30 protein-coding genes and 1 riboswitch are annotated in these 24,612 nt (G+C 69.6%); of the genes, 19 read left to right on the top strand and 11 right to left on the bottom strand.

Annotation, left to right across the window (positions count from 1 at the left end):
- The first annotated feature begins 74 nt into the window (after positions 1 to 74).
- The 3 genes from Q5694_RS33095 to Q5694_RS33085 all read left to right on the top strand — a co-directional run bounded on the left by Q5694_RS33095 (position 75) and on the right by Q5694_RS33085 (position 2,502).
- Positions 75 to 482 carry a VOC family protein gene (locus Q5694_RS33095; RefSeq protein WP_333937215.1) on the top strand — a complete coding sequence of 136 codons (408 nt, stop codon included), beginning with the start codon at positions 75 to 77 and terminating at the stop codon, positions 480 to 482.
- Positions 483 to 507: 25 nt separating this feature from the next.
- Entirely contained in the window at positions 508 to 1,629 is a 1,122-nt protein-coding gene (locus tag Q5694_RS33090; protein ID WP_333937214.1) for an LOG family protein, read from the top strand.
- Positions 1,630 to 1,785: 156 nt separating this feature from the next.
- Positions 1,786 to 2,502, top strand: coding sequence for an LAETG motif-containing sortase-dependent surface protein (locus Q5694_RS33085; protein ID WP_443040985.1), 717 nt, complete (start codon positions 1,786 to 1,788; stop codon positions 2,500 to 2,502).
- 58 nt (positions 2,503 to 2,560) lie between these two features.
- On the opposite strand, the gene Q5694_RS33080 is transcribed toward Q5694_RS33085, so the two are convergent.
- The 5 genes from Q5694_RS33080 to rlmN all read right to left on the bottom strand — a co-directional run bounded on the left by Q5694_RS33080 (position 2,561) and on the right by rlmN (position 8,439).
- On the bottom strand, positions 2,561 to 3,358 hold the full coding sequence (locus tag Q5694_RS33080) for a maleylpyruvate isomerase family mycothiol-dependent enzyme (protein WP_333937212.1): 798 nt from the start codon (positions 3,356 to 3,358) through the stop codon (positions 2,561 to 2,563).
- A 24-nt stretch (positions 3,359 to 3,382) separates the two neighbouring features.
- Complete coding sequence (locus tag Q5694_RS33075; protein ID WP_333937211.1) at positions 3,383 to 4,402, bottom strand: ABC transporter ATP-binding protein; 1,020 nt, start codon at positions 4,400 to 4,402, stop codon at positions 3,383 to 3,385.
- Positions 4,402 to 6,066, bottom strand: coding sequence for an ABC transporter permease (locus Q5694_RS33070; protein ID WP_333937210.1), 1,665 nt, complete (start codon positions 6,064 to 6,066; stop codon positions 4,402 to 4,404). The genes Q5694_RS33075 and Q5694_RS33070 overlap by 1 nt, the downstream gene beginning before the upstream one ends.
- On the bottom strand, positions 6,042 to 7,127 hold the full coding sequence (locus Q5694_RS33065; RefSeq protein WP_333937209.1) for a thiamine ABC transporter substrate-binding protein: 1,086 nt from the start codon (positions 7,125 to 7,127) through the stop codon (positions 6,042 to 6,044). Before Q5694_RS33065 ends, Q5694_RS33070 begins: the two co-directional genes overlap by 25 nt.
- Before the next feature lie 76 nt (positions 7,128 to 7,203).
- A riboswitch (TPP riboswitch) is annotated at positions 7,204 to 7,308 on the bottom strand.
- 24 nt (positions 7,309 to 7,332) lie between these two features.
- Positions 7,333 to 8,439 carry a 23S rRNA (adenine(2503)-C(2))-methyltransferase RlmN gene (gene rlmN, locus Q5694_RS33060; RefSeq protein WP_333937208.1) on the bottom strand — a complete coding sequence of 369 codons (1,107 nt, stop codon included), beginning with the start codon at positions 8,437 to 8,439 and terminating at the stop codon, positions 7,333 to 7,335.
- A gap of 311 nt (positions 8,440 to 8,750) precedes the next feature.
- On the opposite strand from rlmN, the gene Q5694_RS33055 reads away from it, so the two are divergent.
- The 3 genes from Q5694_RS33055 (at position 8,751) to Q5694_RS33045 (ending at position 11,882) form a co-directional block, all read left to right on the top strand.
- Complete coding sequence (locus Q5694_RS33055; RefSeq protein WP_333937207.1) at positions 8,751 to 9,611, top strand: nucleotidyltransferase; 861 nt, start codon at positions 8,751 to 8,753, stop codon at positions 9,609 to 9,611.
- Positions 9,511 to 10,539: an S-4TM family putative pore-forming effector gene (locus Q5694_RS33050; RefSeq protein WP_333937206.1), complete on the top strand. Its 1,029-nt coding sequence runs from the start codon at positions 9,511 to 9,513 to the stop codon at positions 10,537 to 10,539. Before Q5694_RS33055 ends, Q5694_RS33050 begins: the two co-directional genes overlap by 101 nt.
- Positions 10,540 to 10,952: 413 nt before the next feature.
- The gene (locus tag Q5694_RS33045) at positions 10,953 to 11,882 is read left to right on the top strand and encodes an HDIG domain-containing metalloprotein (protein ID WP_333937205.1); all 930 of its coding nucleotides are present in this window, start codon (positions 10,953 to 10,955) and stop codon (positions 11,880 to 11,882) included.
- Here the strand turns inward: Q5694_RS33045 and Q5694_RS33040 are convergent.
- The gene (locus Q5694_RS33040) at positions 11,870 to 12,340 is read right to left on the bottom strand and encodes an NUDIX hydrolase (protein WP_333937204.1); all 471 of its coding nucleotides are present in this window, start codon (positions 12,338 to 12,340) and stop codon (positions 11,870 to 11,872) included. The genes Q5694_RS33045 and Q5694_RS33040 overlap by 13 nt on opposite strands.
- 28 nt (positions 12,341 to 12,368) lie before the next feature.
- Positions 12,369 to 13,100, bottom strand: coding sequence for an XRE family transcriptional regulator (locus tag Q5694_RS33035; RefSeq protein WP_333937203.1), 732 nt, complete (start codon positions 13,098 to 13,100; stop codon positions 12,369 to 12,371).
- Positions 13,101 to 13,256: 156 nt separating this feature from the next.
- On the opposite strand from Q5694_RS33035, the gene Q5694_RS33030 reads away from it, so the two are divergent.
- The 13 genes from Q5694_RS33030 to Q5694_RS32970 all read left to right on the top strand — a co-directional run bounded on the left by Q5694_RS33030 (position 13,257) and on the right by Q5694_RS32970 (position 20,748).
- Entirely contained in the window at positions 13,257 to 13,613 is a 357-nt protein-coding gene (locus tag Q5694_RS33030) for an SCO3933 family regulatory protein (RefSeq protein ID WP_333937202.1), read from the top strand.
- Between the two features lie 2 nt (positions 13,614 to 13,615).
- Positions 13,616 to 14,971: an FtsK/SpoIIIE domain-containing protein gene (locus tag Q5694_RS33025; RefSeq protein ID WP_333937201.1), complete on the top strand. Its 1,356-nt coding sequence runs from the start codon at positions 13,616 to 13,618 to the stop codon at positions 14,969 to 14,971.
- 86 nt (positions 14,972 to 15,057) lie between these two features.
- Complete coding sequence (locus Q5694_RS33020) at positions 15,058 to 15,216, top strand: hypothetical protein (RefSeq protein ID WP_167396220.1); 159 nt, start codon at positions 15,058 to 15,060, stop codon at positions 15,214 to 15,216.
- On the top strand, positions 15,216 to 15,884 hold the full coding sequence (locus tag Q5694_RS33015) for a DUF2637 domain-containing protein (RefSeq protein ID WP_333937200.1): 669 nt from the start codon (positions 15,216 to 15,218) through the stop codon (positions 15,882 to 15,884). Before Q5694_RS33020 ends, Q5694_RS33015 begins: the two co-directional genes overlap by 1 nt.
- A gap of 22 nt (positions 15,885 to 15,906) precedes the next feature.
- Positions 15,907 to 16,098, top strand: a complete 192-nt coding sequence (locus Q5694_RS33010) for a mobile element transfer protein (RefSeq protein ID WP_161368208.1) — start codon at positions 15,907 to 15,909, stop codon at positions 16,096 to 16,098.
- An 11-nt stretch (positions 16,099 to 16,109) separates the two neighbouring features.
- Positions 16,110 to 16,268: a hypothetical protein gene (locus Q5694_RS33005; RefSeq protein WP_333937199.1), complete on the top strand. Its 159-nt coding sequence runs from the start codon at positions 16,110 to 16,112 to the stop codon at positions 16,266 to 16,268.
- A gap of 19 nt (positions 16,269 to 16,287) precedes the next feature.
- Positions 16,288 to 16,596 carry a SpdD-like protein gene (locus tag Q5694_RS33000; RefSeq protein ID WP_161368207.1) on the top strand — a complete coding sequence of 103 codons (309 nt, stop codon included), beginning with the start codon at positions 16,288 to 16,290 and terminating at the stop codon, positions 16,594 to 16,596.
- 93 nt (positions 16,597 to 16,689) lie between these two features.
- The gene (locus tag Q5694_RS32995) at positions 16,690 to 17,241 is read left to right on the top strand and encodes a GGDEF domain-containing protein (protein ID WP_333937198.1); all 552 of its coding nucleotides are present in this window, start codon (positions 16,690 to 16,692) and stop codon (positions 17,239 to 17,241) included.
- Positions 17,242 to 17,326: 85 nt separating this feature from the next.
- Positions 17,327 to 17,512, top strand: a complete 186-nt coding sequence (locus Q5694_RS32990; RefSeq protein ID WP_333937197.1) for a hypothetical protein — start codon at positions 17,327 to 17,329, stop codon at positions 17,510 to 17,512.
- Complete coding sequence (gene repSA, locus Q5694_RS32985; RefSeq protein WP_333937196.1) at positions 17,505 to 18,881, top strand: replication initiator protein RepSA; 1,377 nt, start codon at positions 17,505 to 17,507, stop codon at positions 18,879 to 18,881. The genes Q5694_RS32990 and repSA overlap by 8 nt, the downstream gene beginning before the upstream one ends.
- Positions 18,878 to 19,075: a helix-turn-helix transcriptional regulator gene (locus Q5694_RS32980; RefSeq protein ID WP_161368203.1), complete on the top strand. Its 198-nt coding sequence runs from the start codon at positions 18,878 to 18,880 to the stop codon at positions 19,073 to 19,075. The genes repSA and Q5694_RS32980 overlap by 4 nt, the downstream gene beginning before the upstream one ends.
- Positions 19,075 to 20,310 carry a tyrosine-type recombinase/integrase gene (locus tag Q5694_RS32975; protein ID WP_333937195.1) on the top strand — a complete coding sequence of 412 codons (1,236 nt, stop codon included), beginning with the start codon at positions 19,075 to 19,077 and terminating at the stop codon, positions 20,308 to 20,310. Before Q5694_RS32980 ends, Q5694_RS32975 begins: the two co-directional genes overlap by 1 nt.
- Before the next feature lie 288 nt (positions 20,311 to 20,598).
- Positions 20,599 to 20,748 (top strand): hypothetical protein, encoded by a 150-nt coding sequence (locus Q5694_RS32970; RefSeq protein WP_333937194.1) that lies wholly within the window; start codon positions 20,599 to 20,601, stop codon positions 20,746 to 20,748.
- Between the two features lie 113 nt (positions 20,749 to 20,861).
- On the opposite strand, the gene Q5694_RS32965 is transcribed toward Q5694_RS32970, so the two are convergent.
- The 4 genes from Q5694_RS32965 to tsf form a co-directional block, all read right to left on the bottom strand.
- A complete protein-coding gene (locus tag Q5694_RS32965; RefSeq protein WP_333937193.1) occupies positions 20,862 to 22,013 on the bottom strand; it encodes a phosphatidate cytidylyltransferase in 1,152 nt (383 codons plus the stop codon).
- Positions 22,013 to 22,570, bottom strand: coding sequence for a ribosome recycling factor (frr, locus tag Q5694_RS32960; protein ID WP_006136598.1), 558 nt, complete (start codon positions 22,568 to 22,570; stop codon positions 22,013 to 22,015). Before frr ends, Q5694_RS32965 begins: the two co-directional genes overlap by 1 nt.
- A gap of 162 nt (positions 22,571 to 22,732) precedes the next feature.
- A complete protein-coding gene (gene pyrH / locus Q5694_RS32955) occupies positions 22,733 to 23,491 on the bottom strand; it encodes a UMP kinase (protein ID WP_333937192.1) in 759 nt (252 codons plus the stop codon).
- Positions 23,492 to 23,674: 183 nt separating this feature from the next.
- Positions 23,675 to 24,511 (bottom strand): translation elongation factor Ts, encoded by an 837-nt coding sequence (gene tsf / locus Q5694_RS32950; RefSeq protein ID WP_333937191.1) that lies wholly within the window; start codon positions 24,509 to 24,511, stop codon positions 23,675 to 23,677.
- Between the last annotated feature and the right edge of the window lie 101 nt (positions 24,512 to 24,612).

The raw sequence follows: 24,612 nt of genomic DNA, 5'->3' as shown, positions 1-24,612 counted from the left end.
GGCGATGAGTTCCGCACCCGTGTCCGGTCTATCCACGCGTAACCACACACCGAACCCGCGGGGAGAGACTTCGCATGTACCAGCAGATGATCTTCGTGAACCTGTGCACCGCCGACCTCGGCGCCTCCAGGAAGTTCTTCACCGAGCTCGGCTACTCGATCAACGAGCAGTTCAGCGACGACTCGACCGCCTCCGTCGTCATCAGCGACACGATCGTCGTGATGGTGCACACCAAGGAGAAGTACGCCCAGTTCACCAAGAAGGAGATCGCCGACGCCACGAGGACCAGCGAGGTGCTGATCGCGCTGAGCGCCGAGAGCCGCGAGAAGGTCGACGAGCTGGTCGACAGGGCGGTCGCGGCGGGCGGTTCGGTCTCCGGCGAGACCCAGGACCACGGGTTCATGTACGGCCGGGCCTTCGACGACCCGGACGGCCACACCTTCGAGGTCGTGTGGATGGACCCGGCGGCCGTCCAGGGCTGAACGCGGCTGTGCCAGCATGGGCAGGGTGCAGACGATGCCCGCCCATGCGGCCCACCACGACGACCGTGAGATAGAGACCCTCGAGGAGTTCGACGCGACCGTCTCGGCGCGCGGCACGCTCGCGGGGTACCGCGTACAGGCCGTGGACCTGACGGACCGTACGCGCGAACTGCTCGGCACGGACACGGCCGGGGCCGTCTTCCTCGGCTGCGCGATGCGCGAGGACGCCGCTGCGAAGGTCCGCGCGGACGGCGCCCTGGTCTTCCCGCCGGTCCCGGGCCTGCCCTTCGATCCGTACCGCGGTCTGCTGTACTCGCCCGAGGAGCTGTTCGCGTCCCTGGCCGACGGCTACGGGGCCACGCCCGACGCCCTCGCCTACGCCTGGTTCCAGCGGACGAAGGCCGACCGGGACATCCACGCCTCGATGCTGCGCGCCGTCCACGACGACTCCGTGTCGGACGCGCTCGACGAACTCCTCACCGGCGCCCGGGTGGTGGGGGTGATGGGCGGTCACGCGATGGCCCGGGGGACCGAGAGTTACGCGGGCGCCGCCCGGCTCGGCCGGGAGCTGGCCCGGGCCGGGTTCACCGTCGCCACCGGCGGCGGTCCCGGCGCCATGGAGGCGGCCAACCTGGGCGCGTACGCCGCCCCGTACGACGACGGGATGCTCACCGAGGCGCTCGAACTGCTCGCCGGGGCGCCGCGGTTCACCCCGTCGGTCACCCGGTGGGCGGGGGCGGCCTTCGAGGTCCGCTCCCGCTGGCCGCGCGGCGGCCGCTCCGTCGGCATCCCGACGTGGTTCTACGGCCATGAGCCGCCGAACGCGTTCGCCTCCCACATCGCCAAGTACTTCTCCAACGCCACGCGGGAGGACGGGCTGCTGGCCCGCTGCGACGCGGGCGTGGTGTTCCTGCCCGGCGCCGCCGGGACCCTGCAGGAGATCTTCGACAACGCGACGCCCAACTACTACGAGTCGCGCGGCGAACCCACGCCCATGGTGCTCGTCGACCGGGACCACTGGACGCGGAGGCTGCCCGCCTGGCCGCTGCTGTGCACGCTGGCCGAGGGCCGCTCGATGGAGGCGCGGATCGCTCTGGTGGACCGGATCGAGGAGGCTCCCGACGCGTTGAAACGTCTGGGCGGTTAATAAGAAGGCAAAGCCGACCCCCGCATGTGGCATATGCGTTGACACTGCTGATGGGCCGCTTATAGACCTGGGAGCCTCCCGGTGGTGCTGATGCGCAGTCAGCACCGCCCACCACCCCCCTCTTTACGCACCCTGTGAAGGACAAACGTGGCAGTTCTGTCCGTATCCCGCCGTACGTCCCCGCGCCTCGCACGCCGCTCCGTGCGCGTCCTCGGGGTCGTCGCCGCCTCCGCGGCGCTCGCGTTCGGCGCCGCCGGCAACGCGCTGGCCTGCGACATCAACGAGTTCTCGGCCGAGGCCAAGTGCGACGGCGGCAAGGGCGTCATCGCCGTCACCGACGTCGACCCCGCCGGCATCCCGGCGACGGTCACCGTGTACCTGCAGAACAACGGCGCCGACGCCAAGAAGGTCGGCGAGCAGGTGGTCAAGGGCTCCCGCAAGGGCACCACCATCACCTTCGCCGAGGAGTGGCAGCCCAACGCCGAGTACCGCATCCACGTCAAGGCCGCCTCGTACGTCGACGAGGACATCAAGCCCAACCTCGTGACCCCGGCCACCGCCTGCAAGAAGGAGGAGGAGAAGCCCCCGGCGACCACGCCGGCGACGAAGCCGGCCACGCCGAGCCCGTCGGCCCCGTCGGCCTCACCCTCCGAGCCGGCCGAGGAGTCGCAGGCCCCCGCTCCGAGCCCGTCCGGGAGCGGCAGCCCCGCGCCCGCGGGCAACGCGCCCGCCCCGGCCGGTGAGTCCAACCTCGCCGAGACCGGCGCCGACTCCAACACCGGCCTCATCGCCGGCATCGCGGCGGCCCTGGTCGTCGTGGGTGGTGGCGCGGTGTTCTTCGGCATGCGCCGCCGGGCCAAGAGCGACAGCTGACGCCCGCGCACCGCAACGCCGTGGCCCGTCCCCCGATCGGGGGCGGGCCACGTCCCGTTCAGCTGAAGGTCGCCCGCTCCAGCCAGAACTCCAGCAGCGCCCGGTCGCCGATCACCTCCAACCCCGGTGCGTCGAGCGGAAGCCGGCGGTAGAAGGCCAGCAGCACGGAGGTGAGGGGACCGCGCAGGGCGACCGTGGCCCTGGCGTGGCCCCGGTGCCAGCGGACACCGTCCTCGGCCAGCTCGATCAGCCACTCGGCGTTCCGTCCCGGGCCGGTGTCGGTGGCGTGCAGACGGATGCTCCGGCCCGCGCCGCGCAGTTCGGCCACCGCGTCGTCCGGCTGCGTCCGCTGCGCGTGTCGGACGATCTGCAGCCACTCGTCGATCGCGTCGGCGGCCACGTCGGGCGCGACCTCGTAGGGCAGCCCGGCGGCGAGGGCCGCGTCCGCGCGGTGCACCGTGATCTCGTGGGTCATGCGCCGGGCCCAGAACCCCGAGGTGAAATCCCCTGCCCAGCCCCAGACCTCGGCGTCGGGCCCGGCCTCGCGCAGGGTGCCGACGAGCCGCTCGCCGGATTCCGCCAGCCAGGCGTCCAGCGCGGCGGCGTCCCCCTGCGCCTCGGGTCCGGCACCCCCCGGCACCCGCTCCTCGGGGACGTCGTCCCCCGCCCGGGTGCGCACCAGCAGCTCCGCCCAGCGCAGGGCGCCTCCGGTGTGCCGCACCAGGTGCTCCAGCGACCAGCCGGGACAGGTCGGCACGGCGGCGGACAGTTCGGCCCCGAAGGCCACCACCGACCTCAACAGACCCACCTGGTGGGCGATCTCGTCGCAGTAGCGCGCGTGCGGGAGTGGCGTCATGCCCGGAACCCTAGGAGGTGTCGCTCAGTCGAGCACCACGATTTCCGCCCCGTCGAACTCCACCCCGACCCGCTCCCCCACGGCGGGCGCCGCCCGCAGCGCGCACGCCGCCTCCAGCCGCGGGGCGTCCTCGGGCTGGAGATGGACGGCGACATGGGTGCCCCGGAACGTGCGGGCGGTCACCGTGCAGGGCAGGCCCGAGCCCGCGGGTACCAGCCGCACGCCGGCGGGCCGCACCAGCAGGGTCCGGGTGCCCTGCGGGGCGTGCTGCGGCACCGGCACCTTGCCCCACGGCGTGTCCGCGGCCTCCGTGCCCACGGTGGCCTCCACCACGTTCTCGAAGCCGAGGAACCGGGCCACGAAGGCGTCGGCCGGCCGCTGCCACACCTGCAGCGGTGTACCGGACTGGGCGATCCGGCCGTCCCGCATGACCACGACCCGGTCGGCCAGGGCGAAGGCCTCCCCCTGGTCGTGCGTCACGGCGAGCACGGTCGTGCCCAACCGGCCGAACAGCTCCCTCAGTTCCACGACGAGCCGCTCGCGCAGCGACCGGTCGAGCTGGCCCAGCGGCTCGTCCAGCATGAGCAGCCGGGGGTTCGGCGCCAACGCCCGGGCCAGTGCCACCCGTTGCTGCTCCCCGCCGGACAGCGCGGCAACGGCCCGGCGCGCCGCGCCCGGCAGCCCGACGAGTTCGAGCAACTCCCGTACCCGTTCGGCCTGGTGCGCCCTGGGCACGCCCTGCATCCGCAGGCCGAACGCCACGTTCCCGCCGACGTCCCGCTGCGGGAACAGCTGGTGGTCCTGGAACATCAGCCCGACACCCCGCCGGTGGGCGGGCACACCCGCCTGGTCGCGCCCGTCGAGCAGGATCCGCCCGGCGTCCAGCCGCTGCAGCCCGGCGACCGCCCTCAGCAGCGTCGACTTGCCGCTGCCGCTCGGCCCGAGCACGCACACGACCTCGTGCTCGGCGACCTCCAGACCGACCGCGTCCAGCACGGCACGCCCGCCGAAGCGGACCGTCGCGCCCTGCAGCGCCAGCAGCATCAGAACTCCCCCGTCCGATCGGTGCGCAGCCTCTCCAGCACCAGCAGGGCCACGGCGCACACCACCATCAGAATCGTCGAAAGGGCCATCGCCTGGCCGTAGTTGAGGTCACCGGGCCGCCCCAGCAGCCGCGCCACCGCCACCGGCAGGGTCGGGTTGTCGGGCCGCGCGATGAACACCGTCGCCCCGAACTCCCCGAGGGAGACGGCGAAGGCGAACCCGGCCGCGATCAGCAGCGCGCGCCGCACCATCGGCAGGTCCACCTCCCGCCACACCCGCCACGGCGAGGCCCCCAGCACCGAGGCCGCCTCCCGCAGCCGCCCGTCCACCGCGCGCAGCACGGGCAGCATGGTGCGCACGACGAACGGCACTCCGACCAGCGCCTGCGCGAGCGGCACCAGGATCCACGAGGACCGCAGGTCCAGCGGCGGCTCGTCGAGGGAGATCAGGAACCCGAAGCCGACGGTCACCGCGGACACCCCGAGCGGCAGCATCAGCAGCGCGTCGAAGCCGCGCACGAACCGCCCGGCGTCCCGGCGGGTGAGCGCGACGGCGGCCAGCGAACCGACCAGTACGGCGATGGCGGTCGCGGCGACGGCGTACGACAGCGAGTTGCCGACCGCCTCGATCGGCGGGACCAGGAACATGCCGCCGTCCTGGCGGGTCAGCGCCCGGTAGTAGCCGAACCCGGGGGCGTCCAGGGAGCGCTGCACCAGCACGGCCAGCGGCAGCACGATCAGCACGGCGACGGTGGCCAGCACCGCGCCCAGCAGCGCCCACTGCCCGGCGCCGCGCGGCCGGCGCGCGGTGACCGCCGCGTCCACGAGCCGCAGGGCCGTCTCCCGCCGCCGCACGGTCCAGGCGTGCAGGGCGAGGATCGCGCCTACCGCGGCGAACTGGATCAGGGTCAGCACGGCCGCCGTGGACAGGTCGAAGATCTCGGACGTCTGCCGGTAGATCTCCACCTCCAGGGTGGAGAAGGTGGGCCCGCCGAGGATCTGGACGACGCCGAAGGAGGTGAAGGTGAACAGGAAGACCATCAGCGCGGCGGCGGCCACGGCCGGGGCGAGGGCGGGCAGGGTCACCTTCCGCCAGGCGGTCGCGGGGGAGGCGCCGAGCATCCGCGCGGCCTCCTCCTGGCGGGGGTCGAGCTGCGCCCAGAGCCCGCCCACGGTCCGCACCACCACGGCGTAGTTGAAGAAGACGTGGGCGAGCAGGATCGCCCACACGGTGGTGTCCAGCCGGACGCCCCACCACTCGTCGAGCAGCCCGCCGCGCCCGGCCAGCGCCAGGAACGCCGTGCCGACGACGACCGTCGGCAGCACGAACGGGACGGTCACCATCGCCCGCAGCACCTGCTTGCCCGGGAAGTCGAAGCGCGCGAAGACGTACGCGCCGGGGAGCGCGATCAGCAGCGTGAGCGCCGTGGAGACGAGCGCCTGCCAGGTGGTGAACCAGAGCACGTGCCGCACGCCCGACTGCCCGAGCACCTCCCCGATCCGCCCGGGGTGCCACGCCCCGCCGTCCCGCAGACCGCGCGCGACGATCGCGGCGACGGGGTAGGCGAAGAAGACCGCGAAGAACGCGACGGGCACGGCCAGCAGACCGAACCGCGCCGCCGCGCCCCGCCTGCGGGCGGCTACTTCAGTACGAGCGAGGTCCACGACTTGACCCACTGGTCACGGTGGTCGGCGATCTTCGCCGGGTCCATGGTCTGCGGGTTCTTCGCCTGCGGCCCGTACTGAGCGAACTCCGGCGGCACCTGGGCGTCCTCGCGCACCGGGTAGACGAACATGTTCAGCGGCATGTCCTCCTGGAACCGCTTGCCCACGAGGAAGTCGAGGAGCGCCTTGCCGCCCTCGGCGTTCCGCGCGTTGCCGAGCAGTCCCGCGTACTCGACCTGCCGGAAGCAGGTTCCCTCGGCCACGCCGGTCGGGGCGGTGTCCGGCCTGGGGTCGGCGAAGACGACCTCGGCGGGCGGGGAGGAGGCGTAGGAGACGACGAGCGGCCGGTCGCCCTTGGCCTTCTTCCCCCCGGCCGAGCCGGAGAACTCCTCGTTGTAGGCCTGCTCCCAGCCGTCGACGACCTTGACGCCGTTGGCCTTGAGCTTCTTCCAGTAACCCTCCCAGCCCCGGTCTCCGTACTCCGCCGCGGTGCCGAGCAGGAAGCCGAGGCCGGGCGAGGACGAGGAGGCGTTCTCGGTGACCAGCAGGTCCTTGTACCGGGGGTCGGTCAGGTCGTCGAGGGTCCGCGGCGGCCGGAGCTTGCGGTCGGCGAAGTACTTCTTGTCGTAGTTGACGCAGACGTCGCCGGTGTCGACGGGCGTGACCCGGTGCTTGTCCCGGTCGACTCGGTACTCGGCCTTGATGCGGTCCGAGCCCTTCGGCTCGTACGGCTGGAACAGGCCGTTGTCGAGGGCGCGGGAGAGCAGGGTGTTGTCGACGCCGAAGAAGACGTCGCCCTGCGGGTTGTCCTTGGTGAGGATCGCCTTGTTGACGGCCTGCCCGGCGTCGCCGTCCTCCAGGACCCTGACCTTGTACCCGGACTGCTTCTCGAAGGCCGCGAGGACGTCCTTGGAGGCGGCCCACGAGTCGTGGCTGACGAGCGTGACGGTCTGGGAGTCGCCCGGCTTCTGACCGCCGTCGGACGACCCGCACGCCGCGAGCGTGCCGGCCAGGCCCAGCCCGACGACCGCGGCCGTCAGGCGCTTTGCGTTGATGCTCACTGGATTCCTCCTGGAGTGACCAGGAGAAGACGCGGCCCCGCCCGGGACTTCCGTGGTCCCGGGCAGGGCGCAACAGCTCGAGTGGTGACCGATCTCCCTACCCAGAATGACCTGGGCCAGGTTCGGAGGGTCTGCGGCCGTGCCGCACTCTCAGCGCTGTGGCGCTCCCCTGTCGGAATATGCAGATGTGGATACGGCGATCAGACTACCGTTCGGTGGCCGCGAGCTGACCACACGCCCCGTCGATCTCCTGACCACGGGTGTCCCGGATCGTCACCGGCACACCATGGGCGGCGATGGCCTCCACGAACGCCTTCTCGTCCTCGGGCCGGGAGGCCGTCCACTTGGAGCCGGGCGTCGGGTTCAGCGGGATCAGGTTGACGTGCACCGGCTTGCCCCTGAGCAGCCGGCCGAGCCGGTCACCGCGCCAGGCCTGGTCGTTGATGTCGCGGATCAGCGCGTACTCGATGGACAGCCGCCGCCCGGACTTCGCGCTGTACTCGAACCCGGCGTCCAGCACCTCGCGCACCTTCCACCGGGTGTTGACCGGTACGAGGGTGTCGCGCAGCTCGTCGTCGGGAGCGTGCAGGGAGATCGCCAGCCGGCACTTGAAGCCCTCGTCGGCGAAGCGGTGGATGGCCGGGACGAGACCGACGGTGGAGACGGTGATGCCGCGCTGCGACAGCCCGAGCCCGTCCGGCTCGGGGTCGGTGAGGCGGCGGACGGCCCCGACGACCCGGTTGTAGTTCGCGAGCGGCTCGCCCATGCCCATGAAGACGATGTTGCTGAGCCGCGCGGGACCGCCGGGGACCTCGCCGTCGCGCAGGGCCCGCATCCCGTCGACGATCTGGTGCACGATCTCGGCGGTGGACAGGTTGCGGTCGAGACCGGCCTGCCCGGTCGCGCAGAACGGGCAGTTCATGCCGCACCCGGCCTGCGAGCTGATGCACATGGTCACCCGGTCCGGGTAGCGCATCAGCACGGACTCGACGAGCGTCCCGTCGAACAGCCGCCACAGGGTTTTGCGGGTGGTGCCCTGGTCGGTGGACAGATGCCGCACGACGGTCATCAGCTCGGGCAGCAGCGCCTCCTGCAGCCGCGCACGGCTGCCGGCGGGGATGTCGGTCCACTGCTCCGGGTCGTGCGCGTACCGCGCGAAGTAGTGCTGCGAGAGCTGCTTGGCACGAAACGGCTTCTCCCCGACCGCGGCGACGGCCTCCTTGCGCTCGGCAGGAGTGAGGTCGGCAAGATGCCGCGGCGGCTTCTTGGCTCCACGGGGGGCGACGAAAGTGAGTTCTCCGGGTGCAGGCATAACCCTTCCAGTGTGGCAGATCAACGGCGGGTGCCCAGGCCGGAGCGGGGTGGGGGTGGTCACCTGTGGGTGGCGTCTGTCGGCGTTGGTCGGCTTCGGACGGCCCAGGGACGGCCCAGGACTCAGTCAGCCGTCGCCGCAGGTGTCCAGGTGGCGGCGCCGCAGCCCGTCACTCCATCTGCGCCGGAGCTAATACGCAAGAGGGCTGGTGATCCACTTCCACCACGGGCAGTACTCACCACTTATCCGATTGACGTAGAAGAGGTACGCACCCCTAGGAAGCGCTTAGGCCCATCAGTTAATCTTCAGCCATGGCTTGGACTGTCGATTCGGCATTTGCCGACTTCCACACAACAATCAATCTCCCTGGCGATCACAGGACTATCGCGAATACACGCAGGGATTGGGTACTGCGGAGACTTGGAACCTCCATGACTGTGCTAGATGCCTTTTCGATGGGCTCCATACCTCGATACACCGCCCTAAAGGGTTACGCAGATCTGGACATTATCGCCGTCCTCCACTACGAACAACATATCAAAGGGCGCCTTCCATCTACCGTACTCGGTAACGTTAAGCGCGCATTGGGGCCTGGCGCGGGCAGCGTTCGCCGCAATGGCCAGGCCGTTACGATGCGCTTCCAGTCATGGCCCGACATCGACGTCGTCCCAGCAGTTCGAGTCACCAACGATTCCGGGGAAGTAACCCACTATGAAATCCCCGACATGAATCGTGAAATCTGGCTCGAAACTAAGCCGCACAAGCACACGCGAGACGTGAACAGCAAGGCGGAAAGCCATGGGTTGAAGTTTCGCCAAGTAATTAAATTCATTAAGGACTGGAATCGCCGTCAAAGCATTAGCCTTCAGAGCTATCATCTCGAAGTCATTGCCCTGAAGACGCCAACCGATTGGAAATCGTACGATTGGTCCGTGCTTCAGTGGTTCAGCCATGCGAAGAGCCAACTGTATAGTTGCTGGCACGAGGGAAACGACGTTAGCGCGTATTTGACCGCCGATCGAGCCTATCTAGTCCAACAACAAATCAATCAGGCCTACACGGCGGCATTGAATGCCTGGTATGCCACGTCTGGCCCCAATCCCAACCAAGCTGCCGCCATCCGCGAATGGAAATCCATCTTTGGGCAGCGGTTCCCGAGTTACGGCAGCTGAGAGAAATGCGGACGGACAATTCGTGACCCTCGAGCCTCAATCTGGCCGCATCATGTCTCGCCAGAATGACGATAAGCCCCTTAGGCTACTCGCAGCTCAGCGGCAGCTATACGACGACGCCAAGCGGATTCACAATTTCCGCACCTCCCTGATTATTGCAGGTGGGATAGTCGGGGCCGCCTTGTCTATAACGCTTCCTTCGGCCAGACAGGCCCTCGGCGTAAGTGTGGCCCTAACGTTGCTTTTTGTGAGCATCCTGGGGAGCGCGAGGGAAAAGCGTAAGACTAAGCAGGCAGCCTCCGTCCAGGAAGAGTTTGACACGTACGTATTTGGTCTTCCATGGAACGCGACCCTGGCCGACCGACCATCAACTGCTGTCATTGCCGAAGCAGCCGAGAGGCATAGGCCCAGGAATCTACGAGATTGGTATAGCGACACGGAGGACCTGCCTTACCCGCTTGACGTCCTTGTCAGCCAGCGAAGCAATCTCGCATGGGGCGTTTCTGATCAGCGCAGATGGAGTGCCGCCCTTGCAGGTTTTGCAATTCTCACCCTCAGTCTCGCTTCGATAGCATGCGCTCTCATAGGTCTCTCATTCACTGACTCGGTGACAGCAATTTTTGCCCCACTGATTCCAGCGATCAAAGAAGTTTTTGAGATGTGGCGGGCAAGCACAGAGTCCGTCAAGATGAAGGAGGCGACTGAGGCTCGTATTGCTCAAATCTGGGAAACTTCCTTGCGGCAAAAGAAGCCTCCGAAGTTGACGACTTGCCGTGAACTGCAAGATCAGATGTGCACGATACGGCAAGTCAACGCAGCAATCCCTTCATGGTTCTATTGGTTCCTGCGCGATAAGAACGAAAAGGTTATGCGCGTCAGTGTTGCGGACTACGTGGCCGAAGCCCGGCAGCAAGGTCTCACGAGCTAGCAGCCGGCTCCACCGAGGTCGGCGGAGCGGCTTTGGGCTGGAGCTGCTTTGGGGCGAGTGATCATGGCCCCGTAAGCTTCCGGCGAGTCGGGCAGTCTGTGGACCTGCCCGTTAAAGCACGACGTTGGGGCCATGATCTTAGAGGCTCGCCCCAAAGTGGCTGCCTAAAGCCGCGGAACCGACCGCCCCAGCCACAGAGGGTGTCTCCCACTTCATGCCCCCAGCCGCCGAGCGCGCCGCCGGGCGCGGCCAGCCGGGGCGAAGACAGGAGGCAGGCCGCGCCGCAGAGGCGGCGCGCGCCCGCGCCGTGCGCGGGCCTTGATGAAGTAGGGAAAGTCTTACCGCATCCATGATCGAAGCCGCTCGATCGTGGGCCTGTCAGCTCGCCTCCGCTCTGGGCTACCGTTCCATGCATGCCTTCTGCACTGGACAAGCCTCAAGGTGCGGCCGAACTCGCCGAGTCTCTGCTTCCCCCGCTCGGCAACCGCTGGCTCCACACTCAGGCTGTGGCCGCTCGCGCTCGGGAAGCTGCAGCAGCTGTGTCGAAGGCTGACCGGGATCTCCTCGTTGCCGCAGCATGGCTGCACGACATCGGCTACGCCCCCGAGCTACGCGACACCGGCTTCCATCCACTTGACGGTGCCCGGCACCTGGAATCGCTGGGTGCGCCGGCACGTCTCGTGCGTCTGGTCGCCCACCACTCCGGAGCCGTGTACGAAGCGGAGCAGCGCGGCCTCTCGGAGGATCTGGCCGGCTATGAGCGGGAGGACTCCCCTGTACTCGACGCGTTGATCTTCTCCGACATGACGACCGGCCCGGCCGGGCAATCCTTCGACTTCGACAAGCGGATCGACGAGATCCTTGTGCGTTACGAGCCCGGCAGTGAGGTTCACAACGCGATCAGCAAGGCGCGACCCTACCTGGGTGGGGCGGTCGAGCGCACGAAGCGACGGGTCGCGGCGTTCACGTCACTGGCGCCGAGTCAGCGAGCGATCATCGACGGAAGCGGTTGGTGGCCTCCGACGCTCTTCGCTGTTGAGCACCAGGACGTGGAACTGCTGGCACGGCTGCTCGATGCCGGCGCAGATCCTGACGAGGGCAACGGTGCGACTCCTCTGACGCACGCGGTTGAAACGGAAGGTGACTCGGCGCTGCAGAGCGGTGAGCCGCTCACCGTGGCGACAACGGCTGTCCTCCTCGCGTACGGCGCAGACCCGGAACTGCCCGACGGGACCGGCGACACACCGCTTCAGGTTGCTGAGCGCTACAACCACGCCCCTGCGATCAGGTTGCTCCGTCGACATCTGTCGGGAGATGGATCCGGGCAGCCTCAGCCGATGTAGGGCTCTGCCCGTCCTGCCAGGCCGTGATCGATCCGCATGCGCATCGACGGGTGGATGTTCAGCTCGTCCAGCCTGCTCGGATCGACGAACGCCACTTCCTTGCTCTCGCTGCTCGTCCGCAGCTGGCCGCCGACGATGCGGGCGTGGAAGCAAATCGAGAACTGCTGGCGGACCTCACCGTCGTCGTACGCCATGACGTGTCCGGGGTTCGTGTAGATCCCGACCAGGCCGGTGACCTCGACGTCGAACCCGGTCTCTTCCTTGGTCTCGCGTACAGCCGCGTCGGGCGCTGACTCGCCCAGGTCGATGCCGCCTCCGGGCAGGGCCCACAGATCGTTGTCGGTCTTGTGGATCAGCAGGACCTCACCGGCCTCGTTGCGGGCCACGGCGGTCACGGAGGGGACGAGGCTGTTCGCCTTCGGGGCGTTCGGATCGTTGAAGTAGTCGACGCGTGCCATGCGTTCAGCGTCGCACGTCGGGAGCCGGTTATGCCTTCCGGCCCTGGTCCCACGCGTAGTCGAAGCTGCGCATGTAGTGCCGGAACGTCCGTGCTCCCGGCAGGTACTTGAAGTGCATCACCGGGTTCTGACCGGCGGGAGCTCCGAGCACGTGGGGGTTCACCAGCACGTCGTCGTCGAACCGGTAGATCGAGTTGTAGAGGATCGTGTCGTGCAGCCGGATCTCTACGCCGGGTGTCGACATGGCGGGTTGCAGGTACCGGCGAGTTATCCGCGCTCGCGCGGCCAGGTCGTCGCCGATGCCCTCCTCCTCGCCACGCTGGCGCACTGCCGCGGAATCCGGGTCGCCCAACAGGATGCGGACCTGGGCGCCGGCCTTCGCCTTCTCGGCCAACTGGTCCGGCAGGTCCGGGTGACTGTCGAAGAGGAAGAGTCCCGCGTACACCAGGATGTCGACCTGGTCCGTCGCCCTCTCGATCAGGGAAGACCACAGCGGGGCAGGGACGGCACCGCGGTGCGGGTAGTACGTGATCAGCTCCGACGCGCTTGCCTTCTCGGCCTGCTTCTCGACTGTCGGCCACACGTAGACCTCGTCGACCCCGAGGAAGCTCGCAGTCTTCCAGCGGTGCCCCCGGTGCGGAGTCCGGTTGGTGGTGATCCAGCGCTCGACGCTCTTGGGATCGACTCCGACGTGTTCGGCGACGGACTGGATCGTCTCGCCCTTCGCCGAAATCGCAGCCCGCAGACGCTCGTTCGCCATGGTGTTCCCTCCTAGGGACCCGTAGGGACGTTTTGACGGTAGCTCAGACGTCCCTAAACGTCCATACGGGCCGTGATGCGTCCACCCCCTCCCGCGGTCTCCTGATCTCACCGACGGGACGTCGGCCAAGAACCCACCACAGCAGGAGACAAGACGATGCGTCAGATTCCCGTGGACACATCCGCCGCGACCGTGATGGTCGCCAAGACCCCGCAGCCCAAGGTCAAGGACCGCCGCACCGGCGAGATCGCCATGGACGTCGAGTCCGGCGCGAAGCTGATGACGGTCGATGTGATGTTCGCGGCCAACGACGAGGTGGAGATCCTCTCCATCACCGTCCCCGAGCCGGGCATCTCCGGTGAGCTGGCCATGGGCACGCCGGTCGCGCTCACGGGCCTGATCGCACGGCCATGGGAGAACGACTTCAACGGTCAGAAGCGGCACGGCATCGCCTTCCGCGCGGTCGCCGTCACCTCGCTGGCCGCCGCTGCCTCGAACTCGAAGGCGGCCTGACAATGACCGCCTTCACGGTCGCTCTGGTGCTGGTCGTCGCCACTGCGGGTCTCCTGCGGTGGCGGCGCCCCGCCTGGTACTGGATGACCTTCGGCGTCACCCTCGCCTCGCTGCGGGTCCTGCTCCGCTACGCCTCCGTCATGGACGCCTGTGGCCTGACGGTCCCGCCCCCACGCTGGCGCCTGGCTCTGGCCCGGGTCACCAACCGGCCCGTGCCGGACTCCCGCCCGCCGCGCATCCTGCGCTTCCGGCCGACCCGTACCGGCCTGGTCCTGCGCCTGGGACTGCGCCCCGGTCAGGACGCCTTCGACGTCGCCGCCGCCTCGGACCGGCTGCGCCACTCCTTCTCCATGTACGGGGTCACCTCACGTGAGGTGCGCTCGGGTGTCGTGGAAGTGCGGATGACCGGCTACGACGTCCTCAAGCGGGTGCAGATGCCCGCCAAGGTCGACACCCGCCCCATGAGGGTTCCGGTCGCCCTGCGCGAGGACGGCTCGGTGCACTACCGCGACTACCGGGCCGTTCCGCACGCCCTCACGCTCGGCGCCACCGAGTCGGGCAAGTCCGTCTACCAGCGCAACCTGGTCGCCGGGCTCGCCCCTATGGACGTCGCCCTGGTCGGCATCGACTGCAAACAGGGGGTGGAGCTGTTCCCGCTGGCCCGCCGGTTCTCCGCCCTCGCCGACAACCCCGACACCGCCGCCGACCTCCTCGACGCGCTCGTGTCCCGCATGGAAGGCGTCTATCAACTCATCCGGGCTGAGCAGCGCATCACCTCCGCCGTGCCCGACGCCGAGATAGCCGCCGACATCTGGGACCTGCCCGACGACATCCGTCCCGTCCCGGTCGTGGTCCTGGTCGACGAGGTCGCCGAACTCGCCCTGTTCGCCAGCAAGGAGGAAGAGAAGCGGCGCGACCGCATCATCACCGCACTGGTCCGCCTCGCCCAGCTCGGCCGCGCGGCCGGCATCTACCTGGAGATCTGCGGACAGCGCTTCGGCTCCGAACTCGGCAAGGGCATCACCATGCTCCGCGCCCAGCTCACCGGCCGCACCGCCCACCGCGTCAACGACGAGACCAGCGCCAACATGGCCTTCGGCGACATCTCCCCGGACGCCGTCCTGGCCGCCATCCAGATCCCCGCCGAGACACGCGGGCTGGCCATCGCCGGTGACTCGACCGGAGGCTGGCACCGCATCCGCGCCCCGCACACCTCGCTCCGCCAGGCCGTGAACACCTGCAACCGGCACGCCGACCGCACACCGGCCTTGACTGAACTGGCCCCCTTCCAGCCCGAGCTGGTCAGTTCCTCCGAGGCCCTGGTGCCGCTGTCCAAGACGGCTCCCGTCACGGCCTGAGTTCCCCCCCGCCCAACGGTCGGTGCGACCGCCCTTCGCGCCAGGTCCCTGCCCCTGCCATGTCTGATGAAGGGAGAACCCCCGCCATGTGCCCCGACTGCGAGGACTTCGCCCGCACGGTCCTGCTCCTGGGCCAGCTCGCCCTCTACGCCGACACGACCGGTGCTGACCTCGACTTCGTGGACGCCGTCAGCCCTTCCCTGGCCGCCTCGCTCCCCGAACCGCCGACCGGGGAGGAGTCCTGATGGCCGCCCGTCACAGCCTGCGCGTCGACGCCGTCCTGGTTCAGGCCGTCATCGCCGGAGCCTTGTCCTTCGCCCACCTGCACGACCTGGCCGCCGCTGCCGGACAGGACGGCTGGAAGGCCTGGGCCTACCCGGTCAGCGTCGACCTGCTCCTGGTCGCCGCCTGGCGACGACTCCGCAGTGAGGGCCCGTCCCGGCTGGCCTGGTGCTGGTTCCTCATCGCCCTGTTCGCCTCGCTCGGCGCCAACGTCGCCACCGCCGGATTCCTCGACCTGGCCGACCCACCCGCCCTGCTCCGCCTCGGCATCGCCGGATGGCCCGCGCTCGCCTTCCTCGGCGGAACCCTCCTCGCACACTCCGGCGACCACCGGATCCCGGATGCCTCGGCACCCGCCGCGGCCCCGGAACGCGATCTCGCCGACGACCGCGAACCGGCCCCCGAAGCCACGCCGGACCCGGAGCCCGCCCCGGCCCCGGTGGAGGAGACGCCGGCACTTCCGCCCGCCGACCCTCCGCCCGCGGTTCCCGCCGTGCTCATCGACCACGCCCGCAAGGTCGCCGCCGACTACCGCGACCGCACCGGCGCCCCGATCGACACCGACACCCTGCGCGCCCGACTCGGCGTCCCGCCCCACCTCGCCGACGCCATCGCCGCCCAGCTCGCCTGACCCGGAAGGAGAACCATCCGCCATGCCAGCCCGCGACCACTTCCACTCCGTGATGCGGATCGGCCCCGTGCAGATCGGCACCCACCGCGACCGCCACGGCCAGACCAAGTACGCCGCCGTCTGCACCGCCGACCGCTGCGGCTGGTCCGCCGACTACTCCAGCCAGAGTGCCGCCCAGCTCGCCGCCCGCACCCACCGCTGCCGCGTCCGCTAGGAGACACCGCCGTGCAGGTCCCCCTCTGGTTCGCCCTCGCCGTCGTCGGCTACCTCGGCGTCAAGTTCCTCCGCCCGCCCTGGTGGCTCATCGCTGTCCTCCTCCTCGGCGGATACCTCCTCGCCGACAGCGTCCTGGCCCCCGCCATCGACACCGCCCTCGACAAGTAGCCACGAAGGGAGAACCGCCATGCTCCGCCCGAAGATCCCCACCATGCCCAGCCCTACCGGACTCATCACCCCGCCCACCGTCGTCGAGCCGACCACCGTGGTCCAGCACCACCCGACGCCCGCCCCTGCGCCGACCGCGTCGACCCGCCCGACGATCCAGCTCACCCCCGGCACAGCCCTCGCCCTGGTGGGTGCTGGTACGGCCGTGGTCCTGGTCGTCGGCGCCGTCCTGGTCTCGATGCTCCTGGCCGTCGCCGTCACCGGCGCGTCCGTCGCCGTCTGCGCCGTGGTGATCCGCTCGCTCATCTCCTCGCAGCACCGCCGCTGAACGGTCCCAGGGGCGACGCACAAGCCGCCAAGCACGCCGCCGCTCCTGGGACCGGGTTCCGTCAGCCAACCGCCATCGTCAAGGAGCAACGCCATGGACTTGCACATAGCCGCGAGCATCGTGCCGTTACTGGGCTGGGCCGTGCACGGCGGCATCCTCACCCGCCGTCTCGCCTGCGCCCGCCGCGACCCGCTCACCGGCCTGCACACCCGCGCCGGATGGATCGCCCGCGCCGAACACCTCATCCGCCGGCACCCGAACGCGGCCGTGCTCCTGGTCGACCTCGACCACTTCAAGACCCTGAACGACACCCACGGCCACGCCGCGGGGGACGCCGCCCTCGTCGCCACCGCCGACCGGCTGCGTGCCTGGTGCGGACACAACGGCACCGCCGGCCGCCTGGGCGGGGACGAATTCGTCGCCGTGATCCGGGACCTGACCGCCGCCGATCTCGACGCGCTCACGACAGCGCTGCACCGGCCGCTGCCCTATGACGGGGCGTCCCTCCCGCTGGCCGCCTCAGTCGGCGTGTGCCCTGTGGCGGAGCTGCCGGTGCCCCTCCTGACGGACGCCCTCGCCGCCGCCGACACGGCCATGTACGCGATCAAGGGCCGAACCCGCCGGGGCTCCCACACCACTCGCTGAGAGGCCACCGGGTGGCGCACAAGCCGCCAAGCACGCCGCCACCCGGGGCCGTTCCTTCCAACCGCAATCGAAAGGAACCACCATCATGGCCCACCACAGCTCGCCCCCGCCGAGAATCTGCCCGGCCTGCGACGGCTTCGCCTCCGTCGCCGTCACCCTCGGCGGCCGCGACCACCGTGGCCGCCTGCACACCATCACCGCCCACTGCCCGGCCTGCAACGGCCTCGGCGTCACCCGCACCCGCCTTGACCGGGAGGGTGCCCGTGCCTGAGCAGCTGCTCGACCGTGCCACCCTCGGCGACCTGCTGAGGGTGGCTTCGGCCTCTGACTACCACCGCTGGCACGAACAGATACGCCGCACCGGCGGCTGTGCCGACCCCATCCACCTGACCGGCTGGGTCCTGCACAAGGACAAGACGACCGGCGAAACACTGCACCACTACTCCACCGAGGGGGAACCGGGCGGACGACTCCGCCTCGCCTGCGGCAACCGCCGGGCCTCCCGCTGCCCCTCCTGCGCCTGGACGTACGCGGGCGACACCTACCACCTCATACGCGCCGGGCTCGCCGGGGACGACCGCCGCGAGATCCCCGCCACCGTCCGCGACCACCCCAGCGTCTTCGCCACCCTCACCGCCCCCTCGTTCGGCCGCGTGCACAACCGCCCGGACCGAGGCGTCTGCCCATGCGGCACCCGCCACGCTCCCGACGATCCCACCCTCGGCACGGCCCTCGACCCGGAGACGTACGACTACGCGGGCACGGTGCTGTTCAACAACCACGCCGGACAGCTCTGGCAACGCTTCACGAACCGGCTCCGTCGGGAAGTCGCCGCCCGCGCCGGCCTCTCTCAGCGGGAGTTGAAGGAGTCGGCCCGGCTGTCGTACGGCAAGGTCGCGGAGTTCCAGAAGCGGGGTGCGCTGCACTTCCATGCCGTGATCCGCCTCGACGGACCGGACGGCCCTGGCTCCCCGCCGCCGACCTGGGCCACGGTCGATCTCCTCTCCGACGCGATCCGGGCCGCTGCCGCGCACTCCTACACCTCGGTCTCCGTCCCTGCAGTCGCCGACCAACCGGCCCGGACCTTCCGCTGGGGCCGACAGCTCGACGTCCGGCCGGTCAAGGCCTTCGGGGACGGCTCCGACATCACGGAACAGGCCGTCGCCTCCTACGTCGCCAAGTACGCCACCAAGGCCGCCGAGAACACGGGCACCCTCGACCGCCGCATCGGTGAACTGTCCGAACTCGACCGTCACGGCGTCCCGGACCACACCCGACGCCTCATCAAGGCGTGCAAGCTACTCGACCCGCTGTACCCGGACCGGCGCCTGTGGGCCTGGGCTCACATGCTCGGCTTCCGCGGCCACTTCTCCTCGAAGTCCCGCCGCTACTCGACCACGCTCGGCGCCCTCCGCCAGGCCCGCGCCGACTACCGCGCCGCCCAGGAGCACGCCGCTCTCGGACTCGACGACCAGGAGCCGGACACCGTCCTGGTCCTCGCCGACTGGCAGTACGCGGGCCATGGCCACACCCCCGGCGAATCCGTCCTCGCCGCCACCATCGCCCGCGGCCTCCAGCTCAACCGCCAAACCGCCCGTGAAGCCCTGCAAGACCTGGCTCTGGAAGGAGTCGCCGCATGACCGTCCGCACCCTTCCTGAGCGGTACTTGACCCCGGCTGACGTCGCCGAGCTGCTCGGCGTTCCGGTCGAGACGCTGTACCAGTGGCGGCGGAAGCGCACTGGCCCTCCGGCCTTCCGCGTCGGCCGGCATCTTCGCTACGACCCCGCACGGCTTCGCCAGTGGGTCGACGGTCTGACCGAGGTGGCCGCCTGATGCCTGGGCACGTGCAGGATCGCTGGTACAAGACCGAGACAGGCCCGGACGGCAAGCCGGTGAAAGTGAAGACGGACCGCTACGGCAGCGGCCTCCGCTACCGGGCCCGGTACGTCGGGCCGGACGGCACCGAAAAGAGCCGGTCCTTCCCCGACCGCCAGAAGCGCCGGGCGGAAGAGTGGCTGGCCGAGACGGCCGCCGACATGACCCGTGGCCAGTACGTCGACCCCAAGGCCGCCCGCATGACCTTCCAGCAGTACGCGGAACGCTGGATCGCCGGTCAGACGACCGACCTGAACACCCGTATCGGAGTGGAAACCCGGCTCCGCCTGCACGCCTTCCCCCGCATCGGGGCGCGTCCGCTCGGGTCCTTCCGCCCGGTCCACATCCGCGAGTTCGTGCGCGACCTGGAGAACCACTCGATAGGCGGCACCTACGCCCGCAACATCTACGTCAACGTCCGCGCGGTGCTGTCGGCCGCCGTGGATGACGGCCACCTCGCCCGGAACCCATGCTCGGCGGCATCTGTCCGCCCACCGGCCGTCCCGACCGCCCGGGTCGTGCCGTGGCTCCCCTCCCAAGTGCTCGCAGTCCGCGAGGCCCTACCCGAGCGTTACCGAGCCATGGTCGACGTGGGCAGCGGCTGCGGCCTCCGACAGGGCGAGATCATCGGCCTGGCCGAAGACGCGTTGCTGCTCGACAGCGACACCCTGCGAGTCACCACTCAGGTCAAGCTGATCCGGGGCATAGCGGTCTTCGCCCCGCCCAAGGGCAACAAGGAGCGTGACGTGCCGCTGCCGTCCTCGGTCGCCTCGGCCCTGCGCCGGCACATGGATCGTCACCCGCCCGTGGCCATCAAGCTGCCATGGGGCAGGCCGGACGGCCCGCTCACCGAACGGCGCCTGATCTTCACGAACACGGTCGGCGGGATCGTCTGGCGGAGCAACTTCAACGTGCACGAGTGGAAGCGCGCCCTCGCCGCGGCCGGCCTCATCCCGACGCCGGAACCCGGCAAGCCGTACGCCTCAGCTCGGCAGCACGGGATGCACGCCCTTCGCCACTTCTACGCCTCGGTCCTCCTGGACGCGGGCGAGAGCATCAAGGCCGTGAGCGAGTACCTGGGGCACGCCGATCCGGCGATGACACTGCGGGTGTACGCCCACCTGATGCCCAGCAGCAGCGAGCGAGCCCGCCGGCCACTGGACGACGTCTTCGCCACGGCCCGGGAGCCCTGACGGCCCAGAGACGGCCCACCGGGTACGAGACAGCCCCCTGCTGGCGGAAAAACCGCTGGTAGGGGGCTTCTTCATGCCTGTGGGAGACCAGTTCTCCGGGTGCAGGCATAACTCTCCCAGTGTCGCAGATCCACTCGGGTGACCTCGCCTGCCGTGGTCGGCTCCACTGCGGTGGAAGCCGCAGGAGGAAAGCCGGTGCCGTGAGGGAAGGCTTCCGGCAGCATGCGAGCACTGTCGGGTTGGGTCGAGGGGGGAGGGAACGTGTCGGCGTCCTCCAGGGCTTTGGCCGTGTCCACGTCGTCCAGTCTGGTCGCGGTGTCCGCGGTCACCGTGTCCCACGGCCCGCAGGCGGTGGTGTGGGTGATGTGGGCCTGCTGGGCCGCGCTCGCCGTCGCCACGGTGGCGATCCTCGCCGGTGAGCGCCGGGACAGGGCCTGACCCGCATCGCCGCGCCGCGTCGTCTCGTCCCCGCCCGGGTCCTCCGGCGTCGCCCGGGACGACAGCGGGCCCCCGCCCTTTCGGACGGGAGCCCACGAGCCGATACGGCCGTCTCAGCCGGAGCCCACGAAGAGCACCAGCAGCAGCCACACCACCGGAGCGGTCGGCAGCAGCGAGTCGAGCCGGTCCATGATGCCGCCGTGACCCGGCAGCAGCGTGCCCATGTCCTTGATGCCGAGGTCGCGCTTGATCATGGACTCACCGAGGTCGCCCAGCGTGGCGCTGACGGCGACCGCGAGGCCGAGCACCAGACCCTGCCACCACGCCCCGTCGTCGATGAGGAACTGCAGGCACAGCGCGCCCGCGACCATCGCGAAGGACACCGCGCCGAGCAGGCCCTCGCGGGTCTTGCCGGGGCTGATGCGCGGGGCGAGCTTGTGCCGGCCGAACCGCCAGCCGACGGCGTAGGCGCCCGTGTCGCTGACGACGGTGAGCAGCAGGAAGGTGAGCACCCGCTGCGGCCCGTCGTCCGCGGTGAGCATCATCGCCACGAACGTCGCCAGGAACGGCACGTAGAACGCCGCGAAGACGCCGGCGGTGACGTCCCTGAGGTAGTTCTCCGGCGGTTCCGTCATGCGCCAGGCCAGCACCGCAAGGGCGGTGAGCGCCATGGCGACCCAGGCGCCCTCGGCGCCCCGGACGTACCCGGCGACGACCATCGCGGCCCCGCCGAGCGCGAGCGGCACGAGCGGTGCCCGGATGCCCCTGCGCTCGTCGAGCCGCTTGGTCAGCTCCCACAGACCCACCACGACGGCGACCGCGACGACGCCGACGAAGACGGCCTTCACGATGAACAGCGACGCGACGATCACCGCCCCGAGACCGACCCCGACCCCTATCGCGGCACTCAGGTCGCGACCCGCGCTCTTCTTCTGCGGCTTGGGGGCCGGCTGCGAGGCGTCGGGCATGGGCTCCGGGTGGGTCTCGTCGCGGACCGGGGAGCCGCTCGGCCGAGCGATCCCCCGGTCGTCGTCCTGGTTGCCGCCGGATTCGGTCACGCCGGGAACGATGGGCATGGGGCGAGTCTGAGGCGCTTCATACGCATCGTATGCGGGACCCGCCGGAGCGGCTCCCGGGGCGTGTCCGTGGCCGGGTGCGTGGACGTACCCGTGACCGGGGCCGGGCACGGGCGCGTGGCCCTGCCCTTGGTCGGTGGGCCCCCAGTACCCGGCCTGTGGCGGCGCCCCCCAGGAAGAGTCGTTCATCAGACCTCGAGAAGCTCCGCTTCCTTGTGCTTCAGGAGCTCGTCCACCTGCGCGACGTACTTCGCGGTGGTGTCGTCGAGCTCCTTCTCCGCACGGCGGCCCTCGTCCTCGCCGACCTCGCCGTCCTTGATCAGCTTGTCGATGGCCTCCTTCGCCTTGCGGCGCACGGAGCGGATCGAGATCTTCGCGTCCTCGCCCTTGCCCTTGGCGACCTTGATGTACTCGCGGCGGCGCTCCTCGGTCAGCTCCGGGAACACCACACGGATGATGTTGCCGTCGTTGCTCGGGTTGACGCCGAGGTCGGAGTCGCGGATCGCCTGCTCGATGTTGCGCAGCGCGCTCTTGTCGAACGGGGTCACCACGGCCATGCGCGGCTCCGGCACCGAGAACGAGGCCAGCTGGTTGATCGGGGTCGGCGCACCGTAGTAGTCGGCCACGATCTTGTTGAACATCGCCGGGTGCGCACGGCCGGTGCGGATCGCGGCGAAGTCCTCCTTGGCGACCACGACGGCCTTCTCCATCTTCTCCTCGGCCTCGAGGAGGGTCTCTTCGATCACCACTTGCTCCTGCGTGTGAGTAGGCCCGGCTGCGTTTCCTCAGGGGCGGCGGCCGGCTGCGTCGCGTCTTCTTCTGCACGGTTCCCGACCGGCGGGACATTGTCCATCCCCCGGCCCGGCTCCGTCCCGTCCGTCCCCCGGACGGGGTTGTTCTCGGGAACCTCAGTCCCGGCTGCCGGGGTCCCCCACCAGCGTGCCGATCTTCTCACCCTTGACGGCACGCGCGATGTTGCCCTCCGCCAGCAGCTCGAACACCACGATCGGGAGCTTGTTGTCACGGCACAGCGTCACGGCCGTGGCGTCGGCGACCTTGAGGTCGCGGGTGATGACCTCGCCGTACCCGAGGTGGTCGAACTTGACCGCGTCGGGGTTGGTCTTCGGGTCGGAGTCGTAGACCCCGTCCACGCCGTTCTTGCCCATGAGCAGGGCCTCGGCGTCGATCTCCAGGGCGCGCTGCGCGGCGGTGGTGTCGGTGGAGAAGTACGGCATTCCCATACCGGCGCCGAAGATGACCACGCGGCCCTTCTCCAGGTGCCGCACGGCGCGCAGCGGGATGTAGGGCTCGGCGACCTGCCCCATGGTGATGGCGGTCTGCACGCGGCAGTCCACGCCGACCTTCTCCAGGAAGTCCTGCAGGGCGAGGCAGTTCATGACCGTGCCGAGCATGCCCATGTAGTCGGAGCGGGCCCGGTCCATGCCGCGCTGCTGGAGTTCGGCGCCGCGGAAGAAGTTGCCGCCGCCGATGACGACGGCGATCTGCGCCCCGTCGCGCACGACGGCCGCGATCTCGCGGGCGATCTTGTGCACCACGTCGGGGTCGACGCCCAGGCCGCCGCCGCCGGAGAAGGCCTCTCCGGACAGCTTCAGCAGGAACCGGCCGGGTACTTTGCCGTCGTCGCTCTTCTGGGCCTTGGTCGTCATGGGGGATCCCGCCTCTTTCACGTGGTGCACATGCGAAGAAGGCCATTGCCGGTGGGGCGTGATTCGCATCCCATACGGCAATGGCCTCCTCGTCAGATCTGCTGTCGTCCGCCACTCATGTGACGGCGTACGCGGACGACTGCTCCGACCCTATCGGGGCCGGGCGCCGATCGCGGTACGGACTCAGATGCCGACCTTGATGCGCGTGAAGCGCTTCAGGGTGACACCGGCCTCGTCCAGGATCTTCTGGACGGACTTCTTGTTGTCGAGCGCGTACGGCTGGCCGAGCAGCGTGGCGTCCTTGAAGAAGCCGTTGAGACGGCCCTCGACGATCTTCGGCAGCGCGGCCTCGGGCTTGCCCTCGGCGCGGGTGGTCTCCTCGGCGACGCGGCGCTCGGACTCGACGACCTCGGCCGGGACGTCCTCCTTGGAGAGGTACTTCGGCGCGAAGGCGGCGATGTGCTGGGCGACGCCCTTGGCGATCTCCGCGTTCGGCTTGTCCAGCTCGACGAGGACACCGATCTGCGGGGGCAGGTCGGGCATCGTGCGGTGCATGTAGGCCGTGACGTAGCCGTCGGCGTACTGCGCGAAGCGGTCCAGGACGATCTTCTCGCCCAGGTTGGCGTTGGCCTCGTCGACGAACGCCTGGACGGTCTTGCCGGACTCGATCTCGGAGGCGAGCAGGGCCTCGAGGTCGGCCGGGGAGGTCTTGGCGACGTGCTCGGCGATGGTCCTGGCCACGGCCTGGAACTTTTCGCCCTTGGCGACGAAGTCCGTCTCGCACTTCAGCTCGACGAGGACACCGGAGGAGTTGTCGTCGGCGATGATCGAGACGACGGCACCGTTCTCGGCGGAGCGGCCCTCGCGCTTGGCGACGCCCTTCTGGCCCTTGATGCGGAGCGCCTCGACGGCCTTCTCGACGTTGCCCTCGGCCTCGTCCAGCGCCTTCTTGCAGTCCATCATGCCGGCGCCCGTGAGCTCACGGAGCTTCTTGACGTCGGCGGCGGTGTAGTTCGCCATGAGTCTGTGAATCTCTCTCGAAGTCTGGAAGATCGAAGATCTGCGGATGCGCTCCATGGAGCAGGAGCGCGCTGTCCTTCCGCTGACCTACGGGTGAACGG

It is taken from the genome of Streptomyces sp. AHA2 (assembly GCF_036857595.1).
Taxonomy (GTDB): Bacteria; Actinomycetota; Actinomycetes; order Streptomycetales; family Streptomycetaceae; genus Streptomyces.
This window is presented reverse-complemented; position numbering and strand designations above follow the sequence as displayed.